The following is a 20,552-nucleotide window of genomic DNA, read 5'->3' as shown; positions in this document are numbered from 1 at the left end:
AGGCCAACTATTACCGGCCTTGCGCCAGAGAGGGACATGAAATATGTCTTTTTTTCAATGAAAGCCAGTGCTTTTTCAGTCATTTTTTCCGGCGCGTAGTATACTTAAACTTAAGTTTTAACCAAAACTGAGCGCCACAATTCCACCCAATATCAATGCACTGGCGATAAGCCTTTTTTTGCCTTCACCTTCATTGAAAACCTTCGAACCCATAAATACCCCCAACAAAATGCTGGTTTCCCTTGCTGGTGCAACGACAGTTAAAGGCGCATATTTTAGAGCTTCCAGCACCAGCATATAAGCTGCCGGACTAAGTATAGCTATGGCAATGATGATCCATTTGTTCAGCTTGATTTCTCTTTTAAGCTCTTCTTTTTGAGAAAGAATAAAAGGAAAAAGCATCATGGCGCCAAAAAGATTGGTATCGAGCGTGAGCGACAAAGGTGAGACTGAATAGGATTTTATTGCGATCGCGTCGTTTATCGTGTACAGGGCAATGAACAGGCCGGTAAGTACGCCGTAAACGAGGCCAGTTGTCATCTTCCGGTTTCCTTGTTTTCTCAGGCTAAGTCCTGTAATCAGCAATACCCCTGCAACAATCAAAAACAGGCCAAAAGTCGTCAGCCATTTCAGTTGCTCATGCAAGAACAGAATAGCTGCAATGGAGGAAATCAGAGGTCCTGATCCCCGGGCGAGAGGATATACTACCGAGAGATCAGCACTTCTGTAGCCCTTTTGCAAGACAATGTAATAACCCAAATGCAGCACCGCGCTGCTTAACGAAAAATACAAAAGAGCAGGTGAAGAAATCGAACCATTACCATTTATCTGAAAGACAATAATTGGCGAGTACAAAATAGCACTTGCAAGGTAAACCAGAAAGATGAAAGGAACCTTGCCCAGCGTTTTTTTGGAAAGCAGGTTCCAGCAGGCGTGTAAAACAGCCGCAGTAAGAACCAGCGCTAACACATAAAAGCTCATTCCATTAACTAAAACGTTGAATCGGCTTAGACAGGCGACAGTAGTCGATTACACAGGTGGAGCGGCGTAACCAAATTTGCTCATCACTTTTCTTATTTGGCGTCATTGACATCGCTCTATTACGACTGTAAACGAAATACCTGCTTGTCTACAAATTTAGTATAAGTAAACATCTATAGGGTATATATATTCATATTTATTTAACAATAGTTTAGTATAAATAAACAATTGCTTTTTATTTTTGTGAAACGATTCACTTCAATCTGTCCAAAACTCATGAAAAAGCAAATTGTACGACAACTATCTCCGGTCTTTTTACTGCTGGCCTGCTGCATTTCTGCCTTTTCACAAGGCAAGATCGAGCATGTGATTTTAATTGGCTCGGATGGGTTCGGTGCGTATGCTTTTGAAAAGGCCAAAGTGCCTAACCTCCGCAAGCTGATGGAAAATGGCTCGTGGACTCTGCAGGCGCGTACCGTCCTTCCTTCATCGAGTGCGCCCAACTGGGCCTCGATGGTAATGGGCGCCGGGCCCGAGCTGCATGGATACACCAAATGGGGCAGCCGATCGCCTGACCTCCCGGCGCGTGTGCTCGACGAATACGGAATGTTCCCGACGGTTTACGGATTATTAAGAAAGGAAAAGCCCAAAAGTGAGATCGGCGTGATTTATGAGTGGGACGGAATAGGCTATTTGTTTCCAAAAAAAGCGGTCAACAAAGATCAGAATTGTGACGGCGACATTGCATTGACAAAAGCCGCCATTTCCTATATTAAAGACAAGAAACCCAACTTCCTTTTTATTCATTTGCATGACGTCGATAGCGTCGGCCACAATGCAGGGCACGGTACGCCAGAGTATATCGCAGCCATCGAACGGACAGACGCGCACATCGGCACTATTATCAAAAGCATTGAAGAAGCCGGGATGATGGAAAAAACGGTGATTATTTTTTCGGCTGACCATGGCGGGATTAACAAGGGGCATGGAGCTATCACGATGCAGGAAATGCAGATCCCCTGGATCATAGCAGGCCCGGGCATTCGCAAAAACAATGAAATAAAAGAAAGCGTCATGACTTTTGATACAGCTGCGACCATCGCGGCGATATTCCGGCTCAAACAGCCGCAGGTATGGATCGGCAGGCCGGTGACCGCTGCATTTAAGTGAAATATCATGCGACCCATTACCTGACACCTCAATTTGCCTATTCCTGAACTTTGTAAATTATCCATCACTAAAAAAGAATGTATGATTAAAATGGTTGTTTTTGACATGGCGGGCACGACGGTCAATGAAAACAATGTGGTTTATAAAACCCTTCAACGTGCTATCAATGAGGCAGAGTTTGATATCTCGTTAGACGAGGTTCTTGAAGCCGGGGCGGGAAAAGAGAAGCTGGAAGCGATCCGTAGCATTCTTCGCCTGAGGCAGGTAGAAGAAGAGCAGCTGGCAGCACAGATTTTCGCCAGGTTTCTTCAACTCCTGGATGATGCTTACCGCACGCAGGACATTTCCGAGCAAGACAATGCAACCGCACTGTTCCGCACTTTAAAAGAAATTGATGTGCTGGTCGTGCTCAATACCGGCTACAACAGGGAAACCGCAGAAAGCCTGGTTCAAAAGATTGGCTGGAACATAGGTAGTGACTACGATCTGCTGGTTACAGCATCTGACGTGTCTAAAAACCGCCCAGAGCCAGACATGATCCTGCTGGCAATGGAACACTTTGGAATCAGGGACGCTGAATCGGTTATCAAGATCGGTGACTCCGCAGTTGATGTCATGGAAGGCAAAAATGCCGGTTGCCGCATGAATATCGGAATTACCACAGGAGCGCAAACTTATGCCCAATTGCAGGCTGCGCAGCCGGAGTATATCATCGATAATCTGATCGACCTGATACCCATTATCCAGCGGGAAAACAGCGGGGTGCCAGCCTGACATATGCATAACAAAATGCGAGAAGGTTTTACCGCGGAAGCGAACCAGACTTAACAATTTGATAAACTATTGTTTAATATTAATAAACAATAGATGAATGATATTTGTACCACAATCTGACATCACATTGACTAGTACAACGAACCTTTTGATATTTAACCGTGCAGGAGAAGATATGCAGTTGCTTGAAAAAGAGATGCCATCTGCCGGAGCAGGCGAAATTTTGGTAAAAAACCTTTACACGACGATATGCGGAAGCGACCTGCATACTTTTTGTGGGCTGCGACATGAGAAAACTCCGACAATCCTCGGTCATGAGATTGTGGGAGAAGTGGTTGAAATCGGCAACAGGCATCCGGGAACAGATTATGCCGGTGATGTGCTGCAAAAGGGCGACCTGGTCACCTGGAGCATTTTTTCTTCAGACCCTCAATCAGCAGAAGCCCGTCGAGGAATGCCCCAAAAGGCATCCGGACTTTTTAAATACGGTCATGCAACAGTTACCGATGAAGACTCTTTTCACGGCGGTTTGGCCGAGTACTGCGTGTTGAGAAAGAACACAGTGGTTTTGAAAATACCCGCGGGAGTACCACTCGATACCGCTGCGACAATTAACTGCGCTGTGGCAACCGTTTCAGGTGCTTTGCGATTGGCAGGCGACATCAAAGGAAAACGGGTGCTGATCACCGGGCTGGGATTACTGGGCGTGGTGTGTGCTTCCATTTGCCGGGACGCCGGCGCGGCACAGATTATTACCGCCGACATTAATCCGGACCGCCTCGATCAATCTCTTGGCTTTGGTGCTGACCGGGCATACCTGCTTTCAAAGGATTTTGACCAAGACGCATTACCAGATGACATTGACGTGGTATTTGATATGAGCGGAGCCCCGGACGCCATGGAGGCCGGTCTCCAGTCACTTGGCATTGGTGGGGTTGCGGTGTGGGTTGGCGCCGTATTCAATAGTCGGAAGGTATGTATTGATGCAGAACAGGTTGTCAGGAAGCTCATTACCATCAAAGGTTTGCACAACTATAATTATCAGGATTTTGCTTATGCAGTCGATTTTATTGGCAGGTGCCACGGCCGATTTCCCTTTAATACCGTAGTAGGCAAAGCATTTCCGCTAAAAGACGCGCAATCTGCCTTTGAATATGCTATCGAGCACAAGCCGCTAAGGGTGGGCATTTATTTTGATTGAACAAAACTTAAAAGAGCAAATGGCATCATTCAGAAAACAGCAATGGAAAATGCTACTGCTCACGATGATGTGTTACCTGTTTTTTTACACAGGAAGACATAATTTCGGTTGGGCAGCGCATGGGATTGCGGCAGAATTCAATGTGCCGTTTGAAACGATCGGCTGGATCAGCTTTGCGATGCTGATTGGTTACGCCATTGGACAATTTGTCAACGGCAACCTGGCCGACCGGTTTAGTGCCAGAATCATGGTCCCCGCGGGAGCCTACCTATCGATCGCTGCTAATGTGGCAGTCAGCTTTGCAACATCCATTGAAATGGTGATGGTATGGTGGGCGCTGAATGGTTTTTTCCAATCGATGGCCTGGGCGCCAGGGGGCAAAATCATTTCAAACTGGTGGGGCAATGAAGAGAAAGGTAAAGCATTCGGCTTCTATACCATGGCAGCGGGGCTTTCGTCGGTAGTGACTTATCTCTTATCGATATTGATTTTAAAACAAGATCAGGAATGGAGGATGCTCTTCCGGTTACCGGTTCTATTGCTCTTTGTCACCGCAACGCTGTTTCTGATTTTTGTTAAAGACCGCCCTTCGGACCTGGGATACACAGATCTGGATCATGAGACAAAAACCGATGATCAGGGTGATTGGCTAACCAGATACAAAGAGGTATTGGGCAACAAAAACTTTGTGATCGTAACCCTTGCCTTCGCTTTTGAAAGTATGGCGCGATATGGTTTCATTTTCTGGGTACCTGTCCACTACCTGGGCACAAATTGGAAGGACAATGCGCACAACATTTGGGTCACATTTCTTTTGCCCGTTGGAATGGCGGCAGGTGCAGTCACGTTCGGAAATCTGTCCGACAACTTGTTCCGCCGTAACCGCATTGCATCGATCCGGTTTGGAATGTTTGCCAGCGCGGTGGTGGCACTTGTTATCTTCGTTGCACCTGCGGAAAACACCGGGCTTCAAGCCGTTGTTATGTTGGCAGCCGGGTTTTTCGTCTACGGTCCACAGGCGAACTTTTGGACATTATGTCCGGAAATGCTCGGCAACAACCGTACCGGAACAGGGATAGGGCTCATGAACATGAGCGGATACCTGTTCGCAGCACTCGGAGAGCCTATTCTGGGAAAGCTGATCGATATCACAGGAAGTACATCGCATATCTTTCTCCTGATCTCCTTGATTTGCCTGCTCTCGGCGCTGGTCATTTCAACCATAAACCCAAAAGCGTATATGGCATATCGTTAGTAAGCTCCCTTGGGCGAAAAAGTAAAGTGCCAATAGAAGGCAGATGGCTTCGGAGGTATTTTTGGGCACATGGGGCAGGCGGACATCATCAATCCGGGCTGACAATATCCGCATTGAGGCACCTGCATTTCCAGCCAGGTCTGCTGTACGTAGTGAAGTTCATTCTGATCCTTCGACAGACCCTCAATGGTAGTAACCTCTTTTCCATCAGCCATTTGTGCAGGTATACGCATGAGCGCGCCAATTCCCCGTCGAAACGGACAGAACAAGCCCCGGATGTCCCCTTACCGCACCCAAACTTTGTTTCTTTCAATTTCGCTTCGTCCCTGATGAGCCACATAAGAGGCATATCCTGGTTCGCTTCAAATGTGCTGGCGGCATTGATTCTGAGCGCTATTTTCAGGTTTTCCAAAAAATCATCAGTTGAACGAAGCTCTGAATTCCAAAGGAGAAACTTTGGTTTTGGTCTTAAAAAGTTTGTTGAACGATTGCGGGTGTTCAAAGCCCAGCCCATAGGCAATTTCACTGACCGACAAGCTGGTGGTGGATAGCTTTTCTTTGGCCTTATCAATCAGCTTTTCGTGAATGTGCTGCTGGGTGCTCAGTCCGGTTAAATTTTTAAGCAAACTCCTCAAGTAGCCCGGTGACACGTGAAGTGACTCAGAAATAAACTCCACCGTCGGCAAACCTTTGTTCACCAGGTCATCACTATCAAAATACTTGATCAATAACTCATTCAGGCGGTCAAGAATCTGGTGATTGGTGATCTTGCGGGTAATGAACTGTCGCTGGTAGAAGCGTTCGGAATAATTGAGCAGGGTTTCTAAATGCGATATGATGATATTTTGTGTAAAACCATCGATATTCCCGTTGCATTCGTGTCTGATATTGGCAACGATGTCATTCATCACCTTTTCCTCCTTGTCTGATAAAAACAAGGCTTCATTTGCCGAATAATTAAAAAATTCATACTGCTTGATTTTTCTCGCAAGCGGCGTTCCCCAGAAGAAATCGGGGTGTACAGAAAGCATCCATCCCTGGGGCTCATATCCGGGCTCATGCTTCTGCCCGCTTAAAATCTGGTTAGGTCCCATAAAAGCCATAAAGCCCTCGTCAAAATCGTATTTCTGCTGCCCGTACATCAGGTTATTACAATTTCGTTTGATCGAAACCATATAAAAATCCAGGATGACGCTTATACCGGGACTTTCTTTCAGCTGGCTACATTCGATAATGCTGATCATGGGGTGCGGGGGCGGACCCAACCCCTGCATTTTGCACGCCTGAGAGATAGAGCTAATTCTAATCGGTGCGTTCATCGTACTTAATTTAGAATTTGAAAGGATATTTGAACCAGATCAATAGCAACGGCAAAGCCAGGAAAGGGATTTCCATCAAGGCGGTTTTAAAGTCGCCCGCCCGTAAAGACAAAGCCATGATCAGAACAATGGTGACGGCATTCAGCACATTGGCCAGAAAAAAGGTTTGCGGAAATAACAACATCAAGCCAATGATGATTGAAAACACGCCGAAATATGGCATGACAGACTCGGTAACGCCCAGGTTACCCATCATTTTTGCCTGCTCCGGACTTGGCGGCTGAAAGGCATCCCAGCCATGTTTGATGCTCAGAAAGGCGGAGGCCAGAATGAGTATGATACTTACGATTTTCATTGAAAAGGTTTTTAAATACCATTAATAATAAAAAAGCGGCTCTTCTTCATGCTGCTTTTTTGCTTCATTTTTATCCTGTTTTCGTTTATGTAAAATTACATCGGGAATAAAAATCAGGTGTAGCCGAAACGCATTTTGATGTAGTCGAAAGTACGATAACCCGGTCAACCGCGCAGGTATTATCGGAAATCAGGTAGGTATCCGCGTGCCGGATTACGCCATGTCTGAAATCATGGTTTCCCAGGTGCGCATGACCACAAGTGAGGCGTTTATCGCGGAGCCCTTTTTTTAAAATGAAGCATTGAACTGCCCACCAAAGGTATCATGCTGGACAGTGAACGACCTATCCGCTCCAATTCAACTTCGTTTGAGGATGGTCCGGCCGTTCATGCACGGTCGGAAGCGGTTACCGGCCGTGCATTTATTTTTCAAGTCGATAATTTATTTAAAGAGCAGCGGTGCCATCTGATACAGGCTGCGGCGCCAGGTAAGAAACTCATGCGCCGTGCCCTCGGAAACGTATGAAACCGCATTATATCCGGCCGCTTTAAGCGCAGTAGCCGCATTCCTCACACCGTCGGGTTTCTCTTTGCTGCCGGCACTGAGGAAAACAAGCTTAGGTTTGGTTTTATCTTTGAGATCCTCGGGTGAATACACGCCACCGCTGAGCAGTGCGTAATAGCCAAAAACGTCTGGTTTGTTGACCGTAATCATCCGGGTTTCCATTCCTCCCATGGAAAGACCTGCCATGGCGCGTTTGTCCCGGCTGGCTAATGTTCTGAAAGTAGCGTCCACATACGGAATGAGCTCGTCGACCAGTACGGCCTGGAAGGGTTCGATCCTGAATTCCCTGATCTTTCCGAATTTTACCTCGTTGGTCATTCCATACGTCATCACGATGATGAACGGCTCAATTTTGCCATCGGCAATCAGGTTGTCCATAATCAGATTCGCGCGACCCTGGTTGCTCCATGCCGTTTCGTCTTCTCCCCATCCGTGCTGCAAATACAGCACCGGGTAGCGTTTGCTTCCCTTTTCATAGCCCGGCGGGGTATACACAAATGCACGGCGGGAAGTGCCTGTGCTTTTGGATGGAAACAATACCTGTTGCACATGGCCGTGAGGTACATTTTTCAGCTGATAAAAGTCCTGATCGTGAGCCGGGATTTCAATACCGCTTTCCCAGCGAACGGAGCCATAATAGTTCAGTGTACCCGGATCATTAAACGTTCCGCCATCGACATTCAGGTGATAATAATGAAAACCTTCGTCCAGTGGCCCTTCGGTGGTTCCGGTAAAAAAACCTTCCGCGTCCCTGGTGAGTCTGGTTCCTCCCCTTCCGCCCAATCCAAGACTGACCCTCACACTATCAGCCTGCGGCGCCTTGATCCGGAAACGGGCATATCCCTGCGAATTCACCTGAGGATATTCCTGGCCCGGCTGATTGAGTTCCGAAGGCTTAAAGTCGTCCTTGACAGCGGGCATGTCCACCTGTGCCCAGGTAGCACCGATCGTTAGCGAAGCTGTCACAAGTAAGGTTAAACATTGTTTTTTCATGTGTTTTTTAGTTAAATACATCTTGAAAATATATAGTTACCAAAGACAAGACTTCTGCCAGGCAAGTCAGGAAGTCGCGTGAGTTAGCGCCCGTATTCCGGAATACCATGGGTTCCGTTACTTCCAGCGGCGGTCAGCTTTAAAGTCAGGTTTGATTGCGCCGGGATAATCAGCGAAAGCAAGCTCGGATTCCGGGATTTCGGGATGCCACATTTTTTCCCGTTCAAAGCTGTAATACCCTTTATATCCGCCTCCTTCGGGTGCATTGATCGCTGAATCAACTGGTTTCGGGCTATTTGAATAGGTCGTCCCACTTTAATCAAGCTATTTGACGAGCAAATCTACTTAACCAGGTAAATGTGGGCCTTGCATTTATTTGTTCCGGTTTTGAGAAAGCGTTTTAAAAGCACGTACAGCTGGGCTCGTATATCGAATACAAAGAAACCCTGATCGATTTGAAAGACCATCAATGTACTTTTCTGGGCTCGCTTGACCGGGTGACAGTTCATCTGCCGATTTCTTCCCGACACGGCCCACACCACATGGCCCAAAAGTCAACCAAAACGCATCGCCTCTGAATGAGGAAAGCTCGATAGGATTACGGTCCAAGCTAATTGAAGAAGCAGCTATGCCCAGGCGATCAGATCTTCTTCCTTGAAAATTCGCGCCTGATCCGGCTCAGGGAGGTGTCGGTAACATTCAGGTAGGAAGCGATCTGTTTCAGCTGGGCGTGCTGAAAAATTTCTTTACTGGACGCCATCAGGTTTTCATATCTAGCTTCCCCGCTCAGATTGATCAGGTCCAAAGCCCTTTTTTTGAACATTACATATTCCTTCGCCAGCATGGCTACACCATAGGCCCTGAATTCGGGCACATCATGCAGGAGGACATTTAACTGGTCGTAACTGATCGAAAAGCCCACGCAATCTGTCACTGCCTGTATATTTTCGGTGGACCTTGTCTTTAAATAAAAAGAAGACACCTCAAACACGACGCTGTCGCGCTGGTAGAAATTGGTCGTGATTTCATTTCCATCCATGTCGAAGGTGAAGGCACGCATGAAGCCGGTCTGCAAAAAAAAGTAGCGATCGTTGACCGTCCCTTCCTTCAGGAAAAATTCGTCCTTGGCAAAACGGAGCTGCTCGAAATATTCAACCACCTGATCCAGCGTTTTTTCCGGGAACGGCAGATTTCTTATAATGTAGTTTTTCAATCCTTGCTTGTCCATGTGACTGGGTTGCTATGTATGGGGTTAATTTAATAAAAAGGTATTTACTTCCTTCGCAAAGTCCTTGCTGTACTGGAACAGACCGCCGTGTCCCGAATCGCTCCAGATTACTAATTTGGCATTAGGGATTTTCTGGACCATCGTATAAGAATTGATGGAATCCACCATGATGTCCTTGTTTCCATTGACAATCAGCACGGGTTGCCGGATGGCCGCCAGGTTGTCGTCCTCCCCTCTTGAAGATCCATATCCAATGATCGCTTTGGCCTGGTTTCCAATCGTTTCGTCACTGCTGGGCAAATCCCGGTCGCTTTCCCGCTCTGCCAGCCGGGCCAGGAAGGCCTCACCGGCCCTGATGCTTGTCGGCGTTTTTTCAAAGAATAAATTGATCAGCACGCGATCCGGACCGTCGACGAATGACTGTTGCAGGTGGTTTTCCAGCTGTGCGATAGCCTTACCCCCTTGCGGCCCTGTCCCCGCCAAAATAAGCTTTTCTACAAGCTCGGGGACGTGGACCGCGATCCATTGCGCGATGAAGCCCCCAAGTGAAAAACCCAAAAGGTGGACTTTGGCATAACCCAGGGCATGTATAAAGTCGACGGCATCTTTTGCCATATCGGGCACGTTGTCCGGAGCAGACCCTTGCGAGCTTCCCACTCCTCGGTTATTGAATAGCACCACCGGATGGTAACTAGCGATGGCGTTGACTACTTCCGGGTCCCAGTTGTCCATGTTTCCCGTGAAGTGCTGTAAGAAGACGACGGGTATGCCGTCTTCTCTGCCAAATGATCGGTAGGTAAAGTCCGTCCCGTTAATGTCAATCGTCTTTGTCGGCGCAGTCTGATGCGTGAATGCATTTTGGGACTGAAAATTTTCGAAGGTTTCCATGAATTCCGATCTTAATGTTTTAATTGGTTTTATAGCTTGTATTAAAAATGATCGCTGATGTTAATTGTTTGATGCTTGTACCAGCAACGCTGCCAGTGAGTCTGGTTGCGAAAGAAACGGGCTATGTCCGGTATTGATCTCGTAAACGGCCCCCACGCCACCGGCTGCGATCATTTTGGTTTGTAAGGATGGCGAGACAACATGGTCTTGCAGCGTTTTGATATAGGCCTTTGGAACTGATCCAAAATTCTTTTCGGTCAGCGTGACCGGATTGATGAACGGAATGAGCGGTTCGGTGCGATAATTTTTCAACACCAGGTTTTGGATATCGGGAGTACCATGCTGGATAAACAGGTTCACAATCTGATCCTGCTTGACATCCACTGTACCGCCGGCATAGTTGAATATGAGGTTGCCAGAAATGCCTAACTGCGAGTCAGGATCGGTGTGTGCAAGTTCATCCAGGGTCTGGCCGGAAGCGGGTAAATAGGCAGCTACGTAGATCAGTTTCCCGACTTTTTCAGGCACCGCTTCCGCCACCGACGATATGATCATCCCACCAAGACTATGGCCGACCAAAATTGCTTTACCACTAACCCCGGAAAGGGAGGCAATTACCTTCTCTTTATAAACGTCCAGCGTTATTTTGTCCGGGGTAGTTTGGTCGCTTCCATGGCCGGGCAACTCCACAACGGTGACTTTGTCACCCTGGCCTTCAAGGCCCTTTTTTACCGATTCCCAGGCGTAAGGTGCCTGCCACGCCCCATGTACGAGCACGTATTCTTTGGCCTCTAGAGGCTGTGGATGGTCTTCTGTGCAAGAGCTGACCAGAATGACAAAAGCTACGAACAGGAACTGGATTAATCTAAGATTTTTCACGATTGATATTTTTAAAGTTTTGAGACATTTATAGGGATTCGAAAGCGATGATCGCCGACAAAATTGGCGCGTACACAATGAATGGGGTGTGACTGGACGGGAGCATGTACCTCTTCGAAATACCCGCATTTTGAACCATCCTGCGTTGAAGCGAATAACTGACAGTCCGGTCATTTTCGGTATGGACATATACCTCTTTGGTATTGCCCGGAATGGCATCCGTAAGTTTGACTGGTGTGCCAAGTGGTGCCAAAGGCTCAGCTCTGAGGTGATCGGCCACATATTTTGCCACGTGTGCGGGAGCATCGGCCATAAAAACCTCGGCGACAGCATCCTTTACTATTCCTACCACTCCTGCCTTTTCGTCAATGATCAGATTCTTTCCAATCAGGCTTTTTGGGTCAGTTTGGGCGATAGATAACAGACTGTCGCCATTTTGTGGCACAAAAGCTGCGACATATATGATCCTTTTGATCTGAGGTGCAATCAACTCGGCAACTGCCCTGACAACGATACCGCTAAAACTATGGCCGACAAGCGTGATGTCTTTTTCTGAGCCGATTGCCTTTACAACCTGATCAACATATAGTTGCAGGCTGATGCTCAAAACCGGCGTGTCATCACTTCCATGACCAGGCAGATTCACCGTAATTACATTGTTTCCAACCGGGCGGAGAAGTTCGGCCGTGTTGTGCCAGTCATTCGCAGATGACCATGCTCCGTGGACGATTACTATTGTGTTATTCCCTTTCAAAGCCCCGTGGCCTTGACTCATTTCTTGGATATTGCCTTTGCTTTGCATAACATGATTGTTTAGTACTATGCAAAGGAATGGCTAATAAAATGGGCTACACTTGTCCTGTGGCAAGTAATGCGTTGATGGAAGTGTGGATGAGTCCGTTGGTGACGACGACCTGGACATACTTTCCATTACAATAGGCAACATCGAGGGTTTGCTCCGTTACCTCGGCGCGTGGAAAATTCCAACTGAGGTGCAGGAACAGACGCACTTCCCGGTGAGACTAATTTCGGTTAATGCTCATCCGTATAGCCATGGAGCTGATGAATCTAATCCCGAAGTAATCAGATATTTCTCCGGCCACTGGTAACCAGATCGCAGACTTATTTATCAAGTCTGCCAAAAAATAGAATATATCCATCGGCATCCATGAGCTCGAATCCGCGCAAGCCATCATCACCGTTCTCATTTCCGCTGATCGTTGTAAAAAATGCAATCCCCCGTGCCTCGAATTCCTTAGCGAGCCCATCAGGGTCAGGGACGTGCAACTGGAACATCTCTTACAATAAAGAACGGCGCTATCCTGTAATAAGAGCTTTATTCATGTAGTTCCCGAATTATGTGATAAACCTTTTCCGCGTTTTTAAGCAGGGATTTTCAAAGAATTCCACTTATTCCATTTTTAAAAGTTGTCCGGCTACTTATTTGCTTTCGATTACGAAAGCCGTTAATTCAGCCATCTTACCATCGCGAAATCGCCAAACATCGCAGTATGTATAGCCAGACACCTCTCCATGTGCATCCTTCAAGGCAATTTCGCCGAGCGCGGTGACAAAGTCTCCATCTGCAATCAAGTTTTTGACCATAAATTTCGGCGGCTCCAGATAGGTCGCAGCCATGTACTGTCTGACAGCTTCTTTTCCCTGCAAAATCTGCTCGCCTACAAATGTCCACACCGTATCATCCGTACAGTACGCCAAGAATCCTTCATAGTCACCCTGCGTTATTGCGGCATTGGCTGTTTCCAATATTTGCTTATTGTTCATTTCTACATTTGGTTTTGTCTGTTATTTCCCGAACGATCCAAAGTGCCATCGATGAGTTCGTTTTGATCAAACATTTAGAATTTCCCTGCAGAAATTACTGTGCCGGGTCTCGCCACTTGGCATTGCGCGAGCAGTACCCAACACCTCCTCCCGGTAACATACATTGCAAAGCATGTTAGATATCCGGGCACTTCCCGGGAGATTTATCTTAATTGCTTTTTTTAACCAAACACCCTTTCCACATGGCACATACTACCTCCAATCCAAAGATCCACGAAGGCCGTAACTTAAAGAAATTAAGGGAGGTGATCGCAATCAAACAAGATGCATAGGCTTTCGAACTCGGCGAGGACTGGAACCAGCAAAAGATTTCGCTACTTGAACAAAGAGAAAAAATCGATTCTGATATTCCGGAGCAGGTTGCGGCGATATTGAAAATACCGGCTGAGCCGATTCGGAATTTTGACGAAGATCAGGCGATTAATATTATTACGAATACTTACAATGATCATGCAAATGACAACTCCTTTAATCAGGGTAACATTTATTTAAATCCTATTGAAGAAATTATTCAGCTTCATGAGGAAAAGATTGGATTGTATGAGCGTATGTTGAAAGAGAAGGATGAGATGATGGGCGTTTGGAGCGGTTGATTGGGGCGCAAAAATCATTGATCAGCTGGCCTCTGACCTTCGAAAGGAATTTACTGATATGCAGGGACTTTCGCCCAGAAATCTGAAATACATGCGTCAATTTGCTACCGCATATCCTGACCGGGCATTTTGTGCAAGCGGCACTTGCACAAATTACGTGGTATCATCATCAAAGCGAGCATCCATTTTTAGCTAGGTACCGACTTTCACACAACCTAAAATTTCCCTATCTTCGTGTACACAAATTCGTACACCCATGAGAATCATATCAGCCAGGGAATTTCGTGGCAAACAGAAGGATTATCTGGACCTTGCCGAGAAGGAACGGGTGATTATTCACCGGGGAAAGAATAAGAAGTCAGTTTTACTCACGCCAATTGATGAAAGTACTGAAACTGATGTCTTTTTTTCGGACCCGCAAGTATTAAATGCCATTAAAGAAGGTATTGAAGACGTGAAGGCTGGAAGAGTGACTTCCATTCGCGATCTCAAAAACATATGGGGAGATATTCTGTAACCTTTTCCGACAGAGCAAAAAAAGACCTTTCATTTTTACATAAATCCTGCGGCAAGTCACTCGTAAAGCGCATCGAACGCATCTTTGAGGAGCTTGGTGAAAATCCTTACAGTGGAATCGGCAAGCCTGAGCAACTCAAAAATAATCTTTGCGGACTATGGTCGCGGCGCATTGATAAGAAGCATCGCCTTGTTTACCAGATCATTGAAGAAACTGTTACTGTGTTTGTAATTGCTGCGAAAGGGCATTATGACGATAAGTAGTTGGGATTTAAATCACCCCACCCTAACCCCAATCAGCTCCACCCCCAAAACCTCCTCGATCCTTACAATCGTCTCAATCGTGAAATTGCTATTCCCTTTCACCCAGGAATTCACAGTCTGAGGCGTCACATGCAATTTCTCCGCTAAATCCTTTTGACTCATTCCAAGTTTTCGCAATTGGGCAAGAATATTAATCGCAATAATCCTCGACTTTTCAAGCGCCTTCGGATTTTCGGCTTTGCGGGCTGCGCGCTCTTTCCATTTGCTGGATTCGGCAGCGGTGACAGACTCCAATTTTTGTAATATATCTTCTCTCGTTTGCATAGTCATTCAAAATCAATGTATCCCCAATCTTCCACGGTTTCAATATTCAGTTCTTTCAAAAATTTCACGAGCACATTCAGCTTTTTGAGTTCTTCCTGCAAATGATCACGCCCATTCATCGTTCTTGTCAGTTTGATGGCGCTACCTGATATTATAAAAAAGTCGTAGTTAAGTCTAACAGCATAAATTCGGAGCCATGATTTTGCGCCCGTTCCATAGGCTTTGCTCTTTTCATTCACGATTTTGATTCTCGCAGTTTTGTCTAGCGGCCTGAAAATATCTCCCAGTCTCTTTTCTAAATCCTGTCCTTGTGCTACGCTCAATAGTTGTTTTTCAAATGCATCTGCTTCAGACATTGTAATCGAAACAGCCTGGCTCACTGAGCAATAGCCGTAAAAGTCATTTACAAGATCCTGCTCGTGCGTAGTAAAAAATGCATCCAAATACTCCGGATTGTCCCAGCAGTTGAATGTGCGGTCAAATTCATTTTCTTCATTTCCTTCAAACCGCGCCGCCCAAAGCGTCTCGGGAACAATGCGTGTAAGCTCAACAATTCTCATCGATACTCCCCGCTCGTTTGCGGGTCGATAATGTGTGTACAGATTAACAAGTACTAGTTTTCAAAGCTAGCCAAATTTTGTTAAAATCAGATTATAACCTTATTATTTGATGCGTTTTACCAATCGAATAGCACCGTCGATCAGGTGGAATGTTCTTATTAAGGACGGGAAAGCCTATGCATTCCAAACTAAAAAGGTTGCTAATAACAAAAACAAAAAAAGCCTGCAAATCATTGATTTACAGACTTTCAGTTCAGAAACGCGGAATTAACCCGCATGTCATCTTAACGCCGCTATCCTGACATTCTTGATTCCGGTTTGTGTCGATCGGAAAAGGATTTTTTCCACTTTCAAATCCGGGCGGTAGGAGATCATCGTGCGTTGACCGGCAATTTCTGTGTCAATCTGTGAACCACCGAATTTATTGTCGTGCTTGACGACGATGCGAACGGTAAAAGGCTTTTCCGTATTGGCCAGATTCTCAATAGCGTAATTACGTGCGCCGCTTGTAGAACCTCCCTCACGCAATGATTTTTCGGCCTCTGAAAAATCATTTAGCTGACCTTTCCCATACTGTGCCCGTTTTAATTGTGGGTTGATCTGAACTTCACACGCCTGATTTTCACCGTCCCCGTTCAGAAAAAGTGCCCCCAGTTTTCCAGCCGGATCGGTGCCTGGTTCAACGTCAAAGGTGAGCAGGAAGGACGATGTTCCGGTTTCAAAAGATGTGTTTTCTCTGATTTCCTTTACCAGTGTCCTTTCTTTTTGGGTTGCAGGGATTATTTCGTCCATCCACTTTGTCCCGATCCTGCCATCGGGCGACTGAACCATTTCATGAATGGTCAGCGAACCTCCCCAGCCCGCCATGGGAATCCATCCGGCCAGTAAGAAACGACCGTGATCGATTTCGGTGACAGCCGGCACATTCATGCCATTGTAAAAGTCCAGCCCTTTTTTAACACCGTCTTCAAATTTGTCGTCCGTCGCATTTGCAGGTTTTGACCAGAAGCCCGTGAAACCACCGATAACATAATCAAAGTTTCCCCAGCGGAAGAAGAATGTGCAGTCGCCACCGGGCGGGAAATTGGGATTAACAGAACGCCAGCCTCCATCAATGGATTTGGACTCCCAGGTTCCTTTTGCGCCATAGTTCGCTAACATCCGCAATCTTTTCTCGGGATCGGTATATACACTTGGATTTTCACAAGGATGAAATAAGATTTTTGTTTTTTTGAAACTGCTGATGCCATCTTCGCTCACGGAGTAAGTGGATCCGGCCGGATAGCTGGAAAGCGTATCATATCGGAATGATCCTGTGACGCCATGTTTGTTGTAGTAGTCCCATTGCAACGGAAGAGTGGTTTGCTCTTTTGGGTAAATCCTTGTCGTATGCAGGCCGTAGCTAAGAGAAAGTTTGTTATTGAACCGAAAAGGCGTACCTGTTCCGAATGTTTCCCATTGCTCTTCTATAGGTGTTGCAGCCTCATGTTCGGTCCACGTTTTAAAGTCGGATGTTGAAAGGTGCTCAAAGTAATGTCCGCCTTTTCCAAACTTACTGGCATGGCCCCGGCGATCAAACAGATAGAATATATGGTAACGACCCTGATGATAGAAAGTCGCCACATCTCCGACCCAGGAGTTGTGCCCTGCCGGGGTCCAGTATTGAATCTCATTCTGTACACGGGGCTTTGGCAAAGCTACCGGCTGTGGCTCTATTCCCGGCAGGTAAATCTCGGCCTTCCCAACAGTCGAGGGATTTATTTCCCAGGTGCTCTGTTGCCCCCATTTTGGATAGCCTAAGGCGAAGTCGTTATCAAGAAGTTCACCATCTACGTATAATGTCCATCGGATACCGGAAAAATGTAGCACAATTTCATGTTCTCCCTCAGGCTTCCCGAGCATTCCCAGGGGGATACCCACGGACATATCACGGGCGCCCTGAGGTTCTCCCGGCGGGTAAAGCCGGAGAGCAGCTTCGAGTACAGGAACAGAACCGTCAGGCATCGGATAAGCAGGATAGTTTTGATGTTTCCGATCTTTCACATCATGCTGGGAGGTAGTGACGCGCAGTACACCGGGTATCTCCAGAAGCGTTTTCGTGGCTTTTTCCAATTTGAGGTTAACCCTCATTTTAATGGTAAAACTGCTGCTGTCGAACGGGGCTTTAACGGTTCCGGTTGACCTTTCAGGCAATAGCGTGCTCATCGCGGAACCCTCCGAAAATTGCCAGGGAGACGATTTTAATAAAAGTTGAACGGGCTCCCGTTTTACGGCACACCCCAAAAAAAACAGGCTGGCTACAATCGCGAATATGGCCAGGGGCCGATAGGCTAATTTCTTTTTCATTGATTATTATTAAGGGTTATCAGTCATACTTGCTCACGACCGCCAAACTCAGGGCTGCCAGATCGCCAATATTTTCGCCTAATCCGGCGGGGACAATTTTGCAGACTTCCCGCGCGCCGATGTAAGCTTCGCGTTCGATCACCTGCATCATTCGCTTATCCAGCAATGATCTGGCCCGGCCATAAATACTGCCGATGATAATGACTTCCGGGTTCAGGATGTCGATCAGCAATGATAGCCCCCGCCCCAAATATTCAGCGCAGGTATTATAAATATCGATAGCCAGTTCGTCCCCGCTGTGGGCGGCTTCGGCTACCGTTTTGGCAGTAAGTTTCGGCAAATCATCGAGGCTGTTACAAAAAGAAATTTGCTCTCCTACCTGCAGACGTTCACGGACCTTGATCTGTGCCAGTTGGGCAATACCGCCGCCGCTTGCCCAGCCCTCAAATGATCCGGATTTTCCAAAACCTACCGGCCCCATTTCCGACAAACGAAGATGCCCTACCTCCCCGGCAAAGTCGGAGGTGCCGGAGTAGAGGCTTCCGTTCAATATCAGCCCCGCGCCCATTCCCGTACCAAATGTCAGGAAGATTACATTTTCGAAGCCTCTGCCAGCGCCGTACTTCCATTCGGCAATCGCACAAGCATTTGCGTCATTCTGTAAAGTGACTGTTGTGTTAAAACGCTGCGTGGCCATTTCGACAATCGGCACCTCATTCCATCCGGGCAGATTAGGTGGAGACAATATCAGTCCTTTTTTACTGCTCAACGGGCCTCCGCAACTTATCCCAATGCCACTCAGCTGGTCCGTTGAAGAGTGATTTTCAGCCAACAGAATTTCTGCTGTCTGAAAGATCAGTTCTATCATTTCATATACCGGCCTGTCTGTGGAAAGAACTCTTTTATCAATAATATCAATTTCTGTTTTATCATTTAAATTCCCAATGACCAAAGCACATTTAGTGCCGCCGATATCTATTCCTAATAACATGACTGTTCCATTTATTTCCTACAAAAGAGGACTGATTTTGATCGATTTAAATTTGATGTTTCCATGTTTGGCGTACAGCCAGAAATAATCTCCCTTTTGTTCTGTCATGCGGTTGACAATACATCTTTTATTGTTAATGTCCATATCGACAATGTCGTCATTGAGAATCAAATCAATTTTTATGGTTTTGTCCAAACCGTCGACGGCTTTCATATCTGCATTTCCAAGAGATACAATCTTATTATGGGCAGAGAAATTAACCTTATAACCTTTGTCGGCTTTTGCGTCTGACCTGATGTAAAATCCGTATTCCTCAAATGGCCCCGACGGTTCTATTTCCATGGTAATGCGGCACTTCATAGGTATGTTTTCAATATGCGCTGCACCTACGCCACCGGGTGCATCAATACCCACCCCTGATTTACCCAACTGGGTCGCAAGCAGATCTGGATTGATTTTTACGTCAAGCGGTTTGCCTGTCGCAGGTATCATTTCCTGCGGGAACCGGGTATTGAGCGTACCATCCGCTTCCTGTGTGACCTCCCGGAAGATGTGATTACCCCCAAATACCTGCCATTCGCTATCCTTGTTCCCTCGTCTTCCAGGAACCCAGGCTGACGAAATACGCCGGTCATTGTGGAATGACGCCGTCTTGACAACATTCGCCCATGATTCGAATAAAGCCTGATAACGGGGCGCTTCCCAGGGGCCGTAGGGATTTCTGGATTTGACATAATACGTATCACTGATGTCGCTGTACAGCAAATAGTACCATCCTTTCCAGAAGAAATAGTCGGGACACTCAGGTATGGTGGGCTGCCCGGTTAATATAGGGTCAAGTACGGTCCAGGTTTTTAAATCTTTGGAGGTCAAATGTACCAACGCTCCGCCGGCGTGCTGCATCACAGGATTTTCCTGCCAGCTCGAAACGAATAAATGAAACTCTCCGGTTTTTTCGTCCACAAACACTTTCGGGTCCCGGAAATCACGCTTGCTGTAACCCGGAGCCGAGGTGTAAAAAGGGTTTGGCTTTTGTTTCTCGAAATGGATACCGTCCGAACTGATGGCATAGCTTAGCTGCTCGTTCGTTTTTCCATCCTTATCGACAAGCCGTGTTGCATAAAAGGCGTAAAACTTGTCTTTGTAAAAAACGATGGATCCCGTACAGATCGACTTTTCCCACTCCTCGTCAATGCCCAGAACGACCGGGTAATGCTTCCATGTTTTCAGATCCGTTGTCGTGCTCAGAGCCCACTGGTGCCCGCCTAAACCATTTAAACTTGCATGGTGCGCCGAATCTAAAAGCCAGTAATTGTAATAGGTCCCATTACGGAAAAATGGCATACAATCGCCTACAAAAAGATCTCCTTTTGGTTTAGAATACTGAATGTTCGTAGTCGCTTGAACGGAAGGGTCGTATTTTGTCCCTAACTGGGCATCAGAAGTATGGTACCAGCTAGTCAGTATACCCAGTAATAAGTATTTTCTCATGTTTGATTTTGTTTA

Annotated in this window: 27 protein-coding genes and 1 pseudogene; 9 read left to right on the top strand and 19 right to left on the bottom strand. The window is 46.6% G+C overall.

Annotated elements, in window-relative coordinates; translation table 11 throughout:
* Nucleotides 1–117 precede the first annotated feature (117 nt).
* Nucleotides 118–981: a DMT family transporter gene (locus tag FBF61_RS14385; RefSeq protein WP_138478324.1), complete on the bottom strand. Its 864-nt coding sequence runs from the start codon at nucleotides 979–981 to the stop codon at nucleotides 118–120.
* A gap of 276 nt (nucleotides 982–1,257) precedes the next feature.
* Between FBF61_RS14385 and FBF61_RS14380 the strand changes: the two genes are divergently transcribed.
* The 4 genes from FBF61_RS14380 to FBF61_RS14365 all read left to right on the top strand — a co-directional run bounded on the left by FBF61_RS14380 (nucleotide 1,258) and on the right by FBF61_RS14365 (nucleotide 5,381).
* The gene (locus FBF61_RS14380; protein WP_138478322.1) at nucleotides 1,258–2,151 is read left to right on the top strand and encodes an alkaline phosphatase family protein; all 894 of its coding nucleotides are present in this window, start codon (nucleotides 1,258–1,260) and stop codon (nucleotides 2,149–2,151) included.
* An 81-nt stretch (nucleotides 2,152–2,232) separates the two neighbouring features.
* Nucleotides 2,233–2,925, top strand: coding sequence for a phosphonatase-like hydrolase (locus FBF61_RS14375; protein ID WP_229215052.1), 693 nt, complete (start codon nucleotides 2,233–2,235; stop codon nucleotides 2,923–2,925).
* Between the two features lie 97 nt (nucleotides 2,926–3,022).
* Nucleotides 3,023–4,126 carry a zinc-binding dehydrogenase gene (locus FBF61_RS14370; protein WP_138478320.1) on the top strand — a complete coding sequence of 368 codons (1,104 nt, stop codon included), beginning with the start codon at nucleotides 3,023–3,025 and terminating at the stop codon, nucleotides 4,124–4,126.
* Between the two features lie 19 nt (nucleotides 4,127–4,145).
* Nucleotides 4,146–5,381: an MFS transporter gene (locus FBF61_RS14365; protein ID WP_229215051.1), complete on the top strand. Its 1,236-nt coding sequence runs from the start codon at nucleotides 4,146–4,148 to the stop codon at nucleotides 5,379–5,381.
* Here FBF61_RS14365 and FBF61_RS35090 read toward each other — a convergent pair.
* From FBF61_RS35090 to FBF61_RS14315, 11 genes are all read right to left on the bottom strand, one after another.
* Entirely contained in the window at nucleotides 5,378–5,515 is a 138-nt protein-coding gene (locus FBF61_RS35090) for a 2Fe-2S iron-sulfur cluster-binding protein (RefSeq protein ID WP_229215084.1), read from the bottom strand. The genes FBF61_RS14365 and FBF61_RS35090 overlap by 4 nt on opposite strands.
* Nucleotides 5,470–5,793, bottom strand: coding sequence for a (2Fe-2S)-binding protein (locus tag FBF61_RS35085; RefSeq protein WP_229215089.1), 324 nt, complete (start codon nucleotides 5,791–5,793; stop codon nucleotides 5,470–5,472). The genes FBF61_RS35090 and FBF61_RS35085 overlap by 46 nt, the downstream gene beginning before the upstream one ends.
* Nucleotides 5,794–5,800: 7 nt before the next feature.
* A complete protein-coding gene (locus FBF61_RS14355) occupies nucleotides 5,801–6,700 on the bottom strand; it encodes a helix-turn-helix domain-containing protein (protein ID WP_138478318.1) in 900 nt (299 codons plus the stop codon).
* A 10-nt stretch (nucleotides 6,701–6,710) separates the two neighbouring features.
* Nucleotides 6,711–7,055 carry a DoxX family protein gene (locus tag FBF61_RS14350; protein WP_138478316.1) on the bottom strand — a complete coding sequence of 115 codons (345 nt, stop codon included), beginning with the start codon at nucleotides 7,053–7,055 and terminating at the stop codon, nucleotides 6,711–6,713.
* 441 nt (nucleotides 7,056–7,496) lie between these two features.
* Nucleotides 7,497–8,612: an alpha/beta hydrolase-fold protein gene (locus FBF61_RS14345; RefSeq protein ID WP_138478314.1), complete on the bottom strand. Its 1,116-nt coding sequence runs from the start codon at nucleotides 8,610–8,612 to the stop codon at nucleotides 7,497–7,499.
* An 83-nt stretch (nucleotides 8,613–8,695) separates the two neighbouring features.
* Nucleotides 8,696–8,878, bottom strand: coding sequence for a hypothetical protein (locus FBF61_RS14340; protein WP_166444531.1), 183 nt, complete (start codon nucleotides 8,876–8,878; stop codon nucleotides 8,696–8,698).
* 239 nt (nucleotides 8,879–9,117) lie between these two features.
* On the bottom strand, nucleotides 9,118–9,174 hold the full coding sequence (locus tag FBF61_RS35565) for a thioredoxin domain-containing protein (RefSeq protein ID WP_374756619.1): 57 nt from the start codon (nucleotides 9,172–9,174) through the stop codon (nucleotides 9,118–9,120).
* A 78-nt stretch (nucleotides 9,175–9,252) separates the two neighbouring features.
* Nucleotides 9,253–9,840 carry a Crp/Fnr family transcriptional regulator gene (locus tag FBF61_RS14330; protein ID WP_138478310.1) on the bottom strand — a complete coding sequence of 196 codons (588 nt, stop codon included), beginning with the start codon at nucleotides 9,838–9,840 and terminating at the stop codon, nucleotides 9,253–9,255.
* 24 nt (nucleotides 9,841–9,864) lie between these two features.
* Entirely contained in the window at nucleotides 9,865–10,728 is an 864-nt protein-coding gene (locus tag FBF61_RS14325) for an alpha/beta fold hydrolase (protein ID WP_138478308.1), read from the bottom strand.
* Between the two features lie 60 nt (nucleotides 10,729–10,788).
* Nucleotides 10,789–11,607, bottom strand: coding sequence for an alpha/beta fold hydrolase (locus tag FBF61_RS14320; protein WP_229215050.1), 819 nt, complete (start codon nucleotides 11,605–11,607; stop codon nucleotides 10,789–10,791).
* A gap of 28 nt (nucleotides 11,608–11,635) precedes the next feature.
* Nucleotides 11,636–12,409 carry an alpha/beta fold hydrolase gene (locus FBF61_RS14315; RefSeq protein ID WP_138478304.1) on the bottom strand — a complete coding sequence of 258 codons (774 nt, stop codon included), beginning with the start codon at nucleotides 12,407–12,409 and terminating at the stop codon, nucleotides 11,636–11,638.
* Between the two features lie 85 nt (nucleotides 12,410–12,494).
* Here FBF61_RS14315 and FBF61_RS14310 point away from each other — a divergent pair, with 85 nt between their 5' ends.
* On the top strand, nucleotides 12,495–12,716 hold the full coding sequence (locus FBF61_RS14310; RefSeq protein ID WP_138478302.1) for a hypothetical protein: 222 nt from the start codon (nucleotides 12,495–12,497) through the stop codon (nucleotides 12,714–12,716).
* A gap of 13 nt (nucleotides 12,717–12,729) precedes the next feature.
* Here the strand turns inward: FBF61_RS14310 and FBF61_RS34645 are convergent, their stop codons facing one another.
* Together FBF61_RS34645 and FBF61_RS14305 are read right to left on the bottom strand one after the other, a co-directional pair.
* Nucleotides 12,730–12,903, bottom strand: coding sequence for a VOC family protein (locus tag FBF61_RS34645; RefSeq protein ID WP_166444530.1), 174 nt, complete (start codon nucleotides 12,901–12,903; stop codon nucleotides 12,730–12,732).
* A 144-nt stretch (nucleotides 12,904–13,047) separates the two neighbouring features.
* On the bottom strand, nucleotides 13,048–13,392 hold the full coding sequence (locus FBF61_RS14305) for a nuclear transport factor 2 family protein (RefSeq protein ID WP_138478300.1): 345 nt from the start codon (nucleotides 13,390–13,392) through the stop codon (nucleotides 13,048–13,050).
* Nucleotides 13,393–13,634: 242 nt separating this feature from the next.
* On the opposite strand from FBF61_RS14305, the pseudogene FBF61_RS14300 reads away from it, so the two are divergent.
* From FBF61_RS14300 to FBF61_RS14285, 4 genes and pseudogenes are all read left to right on the top strand, one after another.
* Nucleotides 13,635–14,050: pseudogene (locus FBF61_RS14300) on the top strand (XRE family transcriptional regulator); the annotation flags it as partial.
* A 53-nt stretch (nucleotides 14,051–14,103) separates the two neighbouring features.
* Nucleotides 14,104–14,241 carry a hypothetical protein gene (locus tag FBF61_RS35560; RefSeq protein ID WP_374756615.1) on the top strand — a complete coding sequence of 46 codons (138 nt, stop codon included), beginning with the start codon at nucleotides 14,104–14,106 and terminating at the stop codon, nucleotides 14,239–14,241.
* Nucleotides 14,242–14,301: 60 nt separating this feature from the next.
* The gene (locus FBF61_RS14290; RefSeq protein WP_138478298.1) at nucleotides 14,302–14,562 is read left to right on the top strand and encodes a type II toxin-antitoxin system Phd/YefM family antitoxin; all 261 of its coding nucleotides are present in this window, start codon (nucleotides 14,302–14,304) and stop codon (nucleotides 14,560–14,562) included.
* On the top strand, nucleotides 14,544–14,825 hold the full coding sequence (locus FBF61_RS14285) for a Txe/YoeB family addiction module toxin (protein WP_138478296.1): 282 nt from the start codon (nucleotides 14,544–14,546) through the stop codon (nucleotides 14,823–14,825). The genes FBF61_RS14290 and FBF61_RS14285 overlap by 19 nt, the downstream gene beginning before the upstream one ends.
* A gap of 12 nt (nucleotides 14,826–14,837) precedes the next feature.
* Here the strand turns inward: FBF61_RS14285 and FBF61_RS14280 are convergent, their stop codons facing one another.
* From FBF61_RS14280 to FBF61_RS14260, 5 genes are all read right to left on the bottom strand, one after another.
* Entirely contained in the window at nucleotides 14,838–15,149 is a 312-nt protein-coding gene (locus tag FBF61_RS14280) for a helix-turn-helix transcriptional regulator (RefSeq protein ID WP_166444529.1), read from the bottom strand.
* A gap of 2 nt (nucleotides 15,150–15,151) precedes the next feature.
* Entirely contained in the window at nucleotides 15,152–15,709 is a 558-nt protein-coding gene (locus FBF61_RS14275; protein WP_138478292.1) for a hypothetical protein, read from the bottom strand.
* Between the two features lie 279 nt (nucleotides 15,710–15,988).
* On the bottom strand, nucleotides 15,989–18,055 hold the full coding sequence (locus tag FBF61_RS14270) for a glycoside hydrolase family protein (protein WP_138478290.1): 2,067 nt from the start codon (nucleotides 18,053–18,055) through the stop codon (nucleotides 15,989–15,991).
* Between the two features lie 19 nt (nucleotides 18,056–18,074).
* Nucleotides 18,075–19,046 (bottom strand): ROK family protein, encoded by a 972-nt coding sequence (locus FBF61_RS14265; protein ID WP_138478288.1) that lies wholly within the window; start codon nucleotides 19,044–19,046, stop codon nucleotides 18,075–18,077.
* Between the two features lie 18 nt (nucleotides 19,047–19,064).
* A complete protein-coding gene (locus FBF61_RS14260; protein ID WP_138478286.1) occupies nucleotides 19,065–20,537 on the bottom strand; it encodes a glycoside hydrolase family protein in 1,473 nt (490 codons plus the stop codon).
* Nucleotides 20,538–20,552 lie beyond the last annotated feature (15 nt).

Origin of the sequence: Dyadobacter bucti (assembly GCF_005869225.1) — a bacterium.
Taxonomy (GTDB): domain Bacteria; phylum Bacteroidota; class Bacteroidia; order Cytophagales; family Spirosomataceae; genus Dyadobacter; species Dyadobacter bucti.
This window is presented reverse-complemented; position numbering and strand designations above follow the sequence as displayed.

Excerpts from the sequence above, each read along its gene's own strand:
- FBF61_RS14385 (WP_138478324.1), bottom strand. The coding sequence starts at position 981 with ATGAGCTTTTATGTGTTAGCGCTGGTTCTTACTGCGGCTGTTTTACAC.
- FBF61_RS14380 (WP_138478322.1), top strand. The coding sequence starts at position 1,258 with ATGAAAAAGCAAATTGTACGACAACTATCTCCGGTCTTTTTACTGCTG.
- FBF61_RS14375 (WP_229215052.1), top strand. The coding sequence starts at position 2,233 with ATGATTAAAATGGTTGTTTTTGACATGGCGGGCACGACGGTCAATGAA.
- FBF61_RS14370 (WP_138478320.1), top strand. The coding sequence starts at position 3,023 with ATGATATTTGTACCACAATCTGACATCACATTGACTAGTACAACGAAC.
- FBF61_RS14365 (WP_229215051.1), top strand. The coding sequence starts at position 4,146 with ATGGCATCATTCAGAAAACAGCAATGGAAAATGCTACTGCTCACGATG.
- FBF61_RS14355 (WP_138478318.1), bottom strand. The coding sequence starts at position 6,700 with ATGAACGCACCGATTAGAATTAGCTCTATCTCTCAGGCGTGCAAAATG.
- FBF61_RS14350 (WP_138478316.1), bottom strand. The coding sequence starts at position 7,055 with ATGAAAATCGTAAGTATCATACTCATTCTGGCCTCCGCCTTTCTGAGC.
- FBF61_RS14345 (WP_138478314.1), bottom strand. The coding sequence starts at position 8,612 with ATGAAAAAACAATGTTTAACCTTACTTGTGACAGCTTCGCTAACGATC.
- FBF61_RS14340 (WP_166444531.1), bottom strand. The coding sequence starts at position 8,878 with ATGCACCCGAAGGAGGCGGATATAAAGGGTATTACAGCTTTGAACGGG.
- FBF61_RS14330 (WP_138478310.1), bottom strand. The coding sequence starts at position 9,840 with ATGGACAAGCAAGGATTGAAAAACTACATTATAAGAAATCTGCCGTTC.
- FBF61_RS14325 (WP_138478308.1), bottom strand. The coding sequence starts at position 10,728 with ATGGAAACCTTCGAAAATTTTCAGTCCCAAAATGCATTCACGCATCAG.
- FBF61_RS14315 (WP_138478304.1), bottom strand. The coding sequence starts at position 12,409 with ATGCAAAGCAAAGGCAATATCCAAGAAATGAGTCAAGGCCACGGGGCT.
- FBF61_RS34645 (WP_166444530.1), bottom strand. The coding sequence starts at position 12,903 with ATGTTCCAGTTGCACGTCCCTGACCCTGATGGGCTCGCTAAGGAATTC.
- FBF61_RS14305 (WP_138478300.1), bottom strand. The coding sequence starts at position 13,392 with ATGAACAATAAGCAAATATTGGAAACAGCCAATGCCGCAATAACGCAG.
- FBF61_RS35560 (WP_374756615.1), top strand. The coding sequence starts at position 14,104 with ATGCAGGGACTTTCGCCCAGAAATCTGAAATACATGCGTCAATTTGCT.
- FBF61_RS14290 (WP_138478298.1), top strand. The coding sequence starts at position 14,302 with ATGAGAATCATATCAGCCAGGGAATTTCGTGGCAAACAGAAGGATTAT.
- FBF61_RS14285 (WP_138478296.1), top strand. The coding sequence starts at position 14,544 with ATGGGGAGATATTCTGTAACCTTTTCCGACAGAGCAAAAAAAGACCTT.
- FBF61_RS14280 (WP_166444529.1), bottom strand. The coding sequence starts at position 15,149 with ATGCAAACGAGAGAAGATATATTACAAAAATTGGAGTCTGTCACCGCT.
- FBF61_RS14275 (WP_138478292.1), bottom strand. The coding sequence starts at position 15,709 with ATGAGAATTGTTGAGCTTACACGCATTGTTCCCGAGACGCTTTGGGCG.
- FBF61_RS14270 (WP_138478290.1), bottom strand. The coding sequence starts at position 18,055 with ATGAAAAAGAAATTAGCCTATCGGCCCCTGGCCATATTCGCGATTGTA.
- FBF61_RS14265 (WP_138478288.1), bottom strand. The coding sequence starts at position 19,046 with ATGTTATTAGGAATAGATATCGGCGGCACTAAATGTGCTTTGGTCATT.
- FBF61_RS14260 (WP_138478286.1), bottom strand. The coding sequence starts at position 20,537 with ATGAGAAAATACTTATTACTGGGTATACTGACTAGCTGGTACCATACT.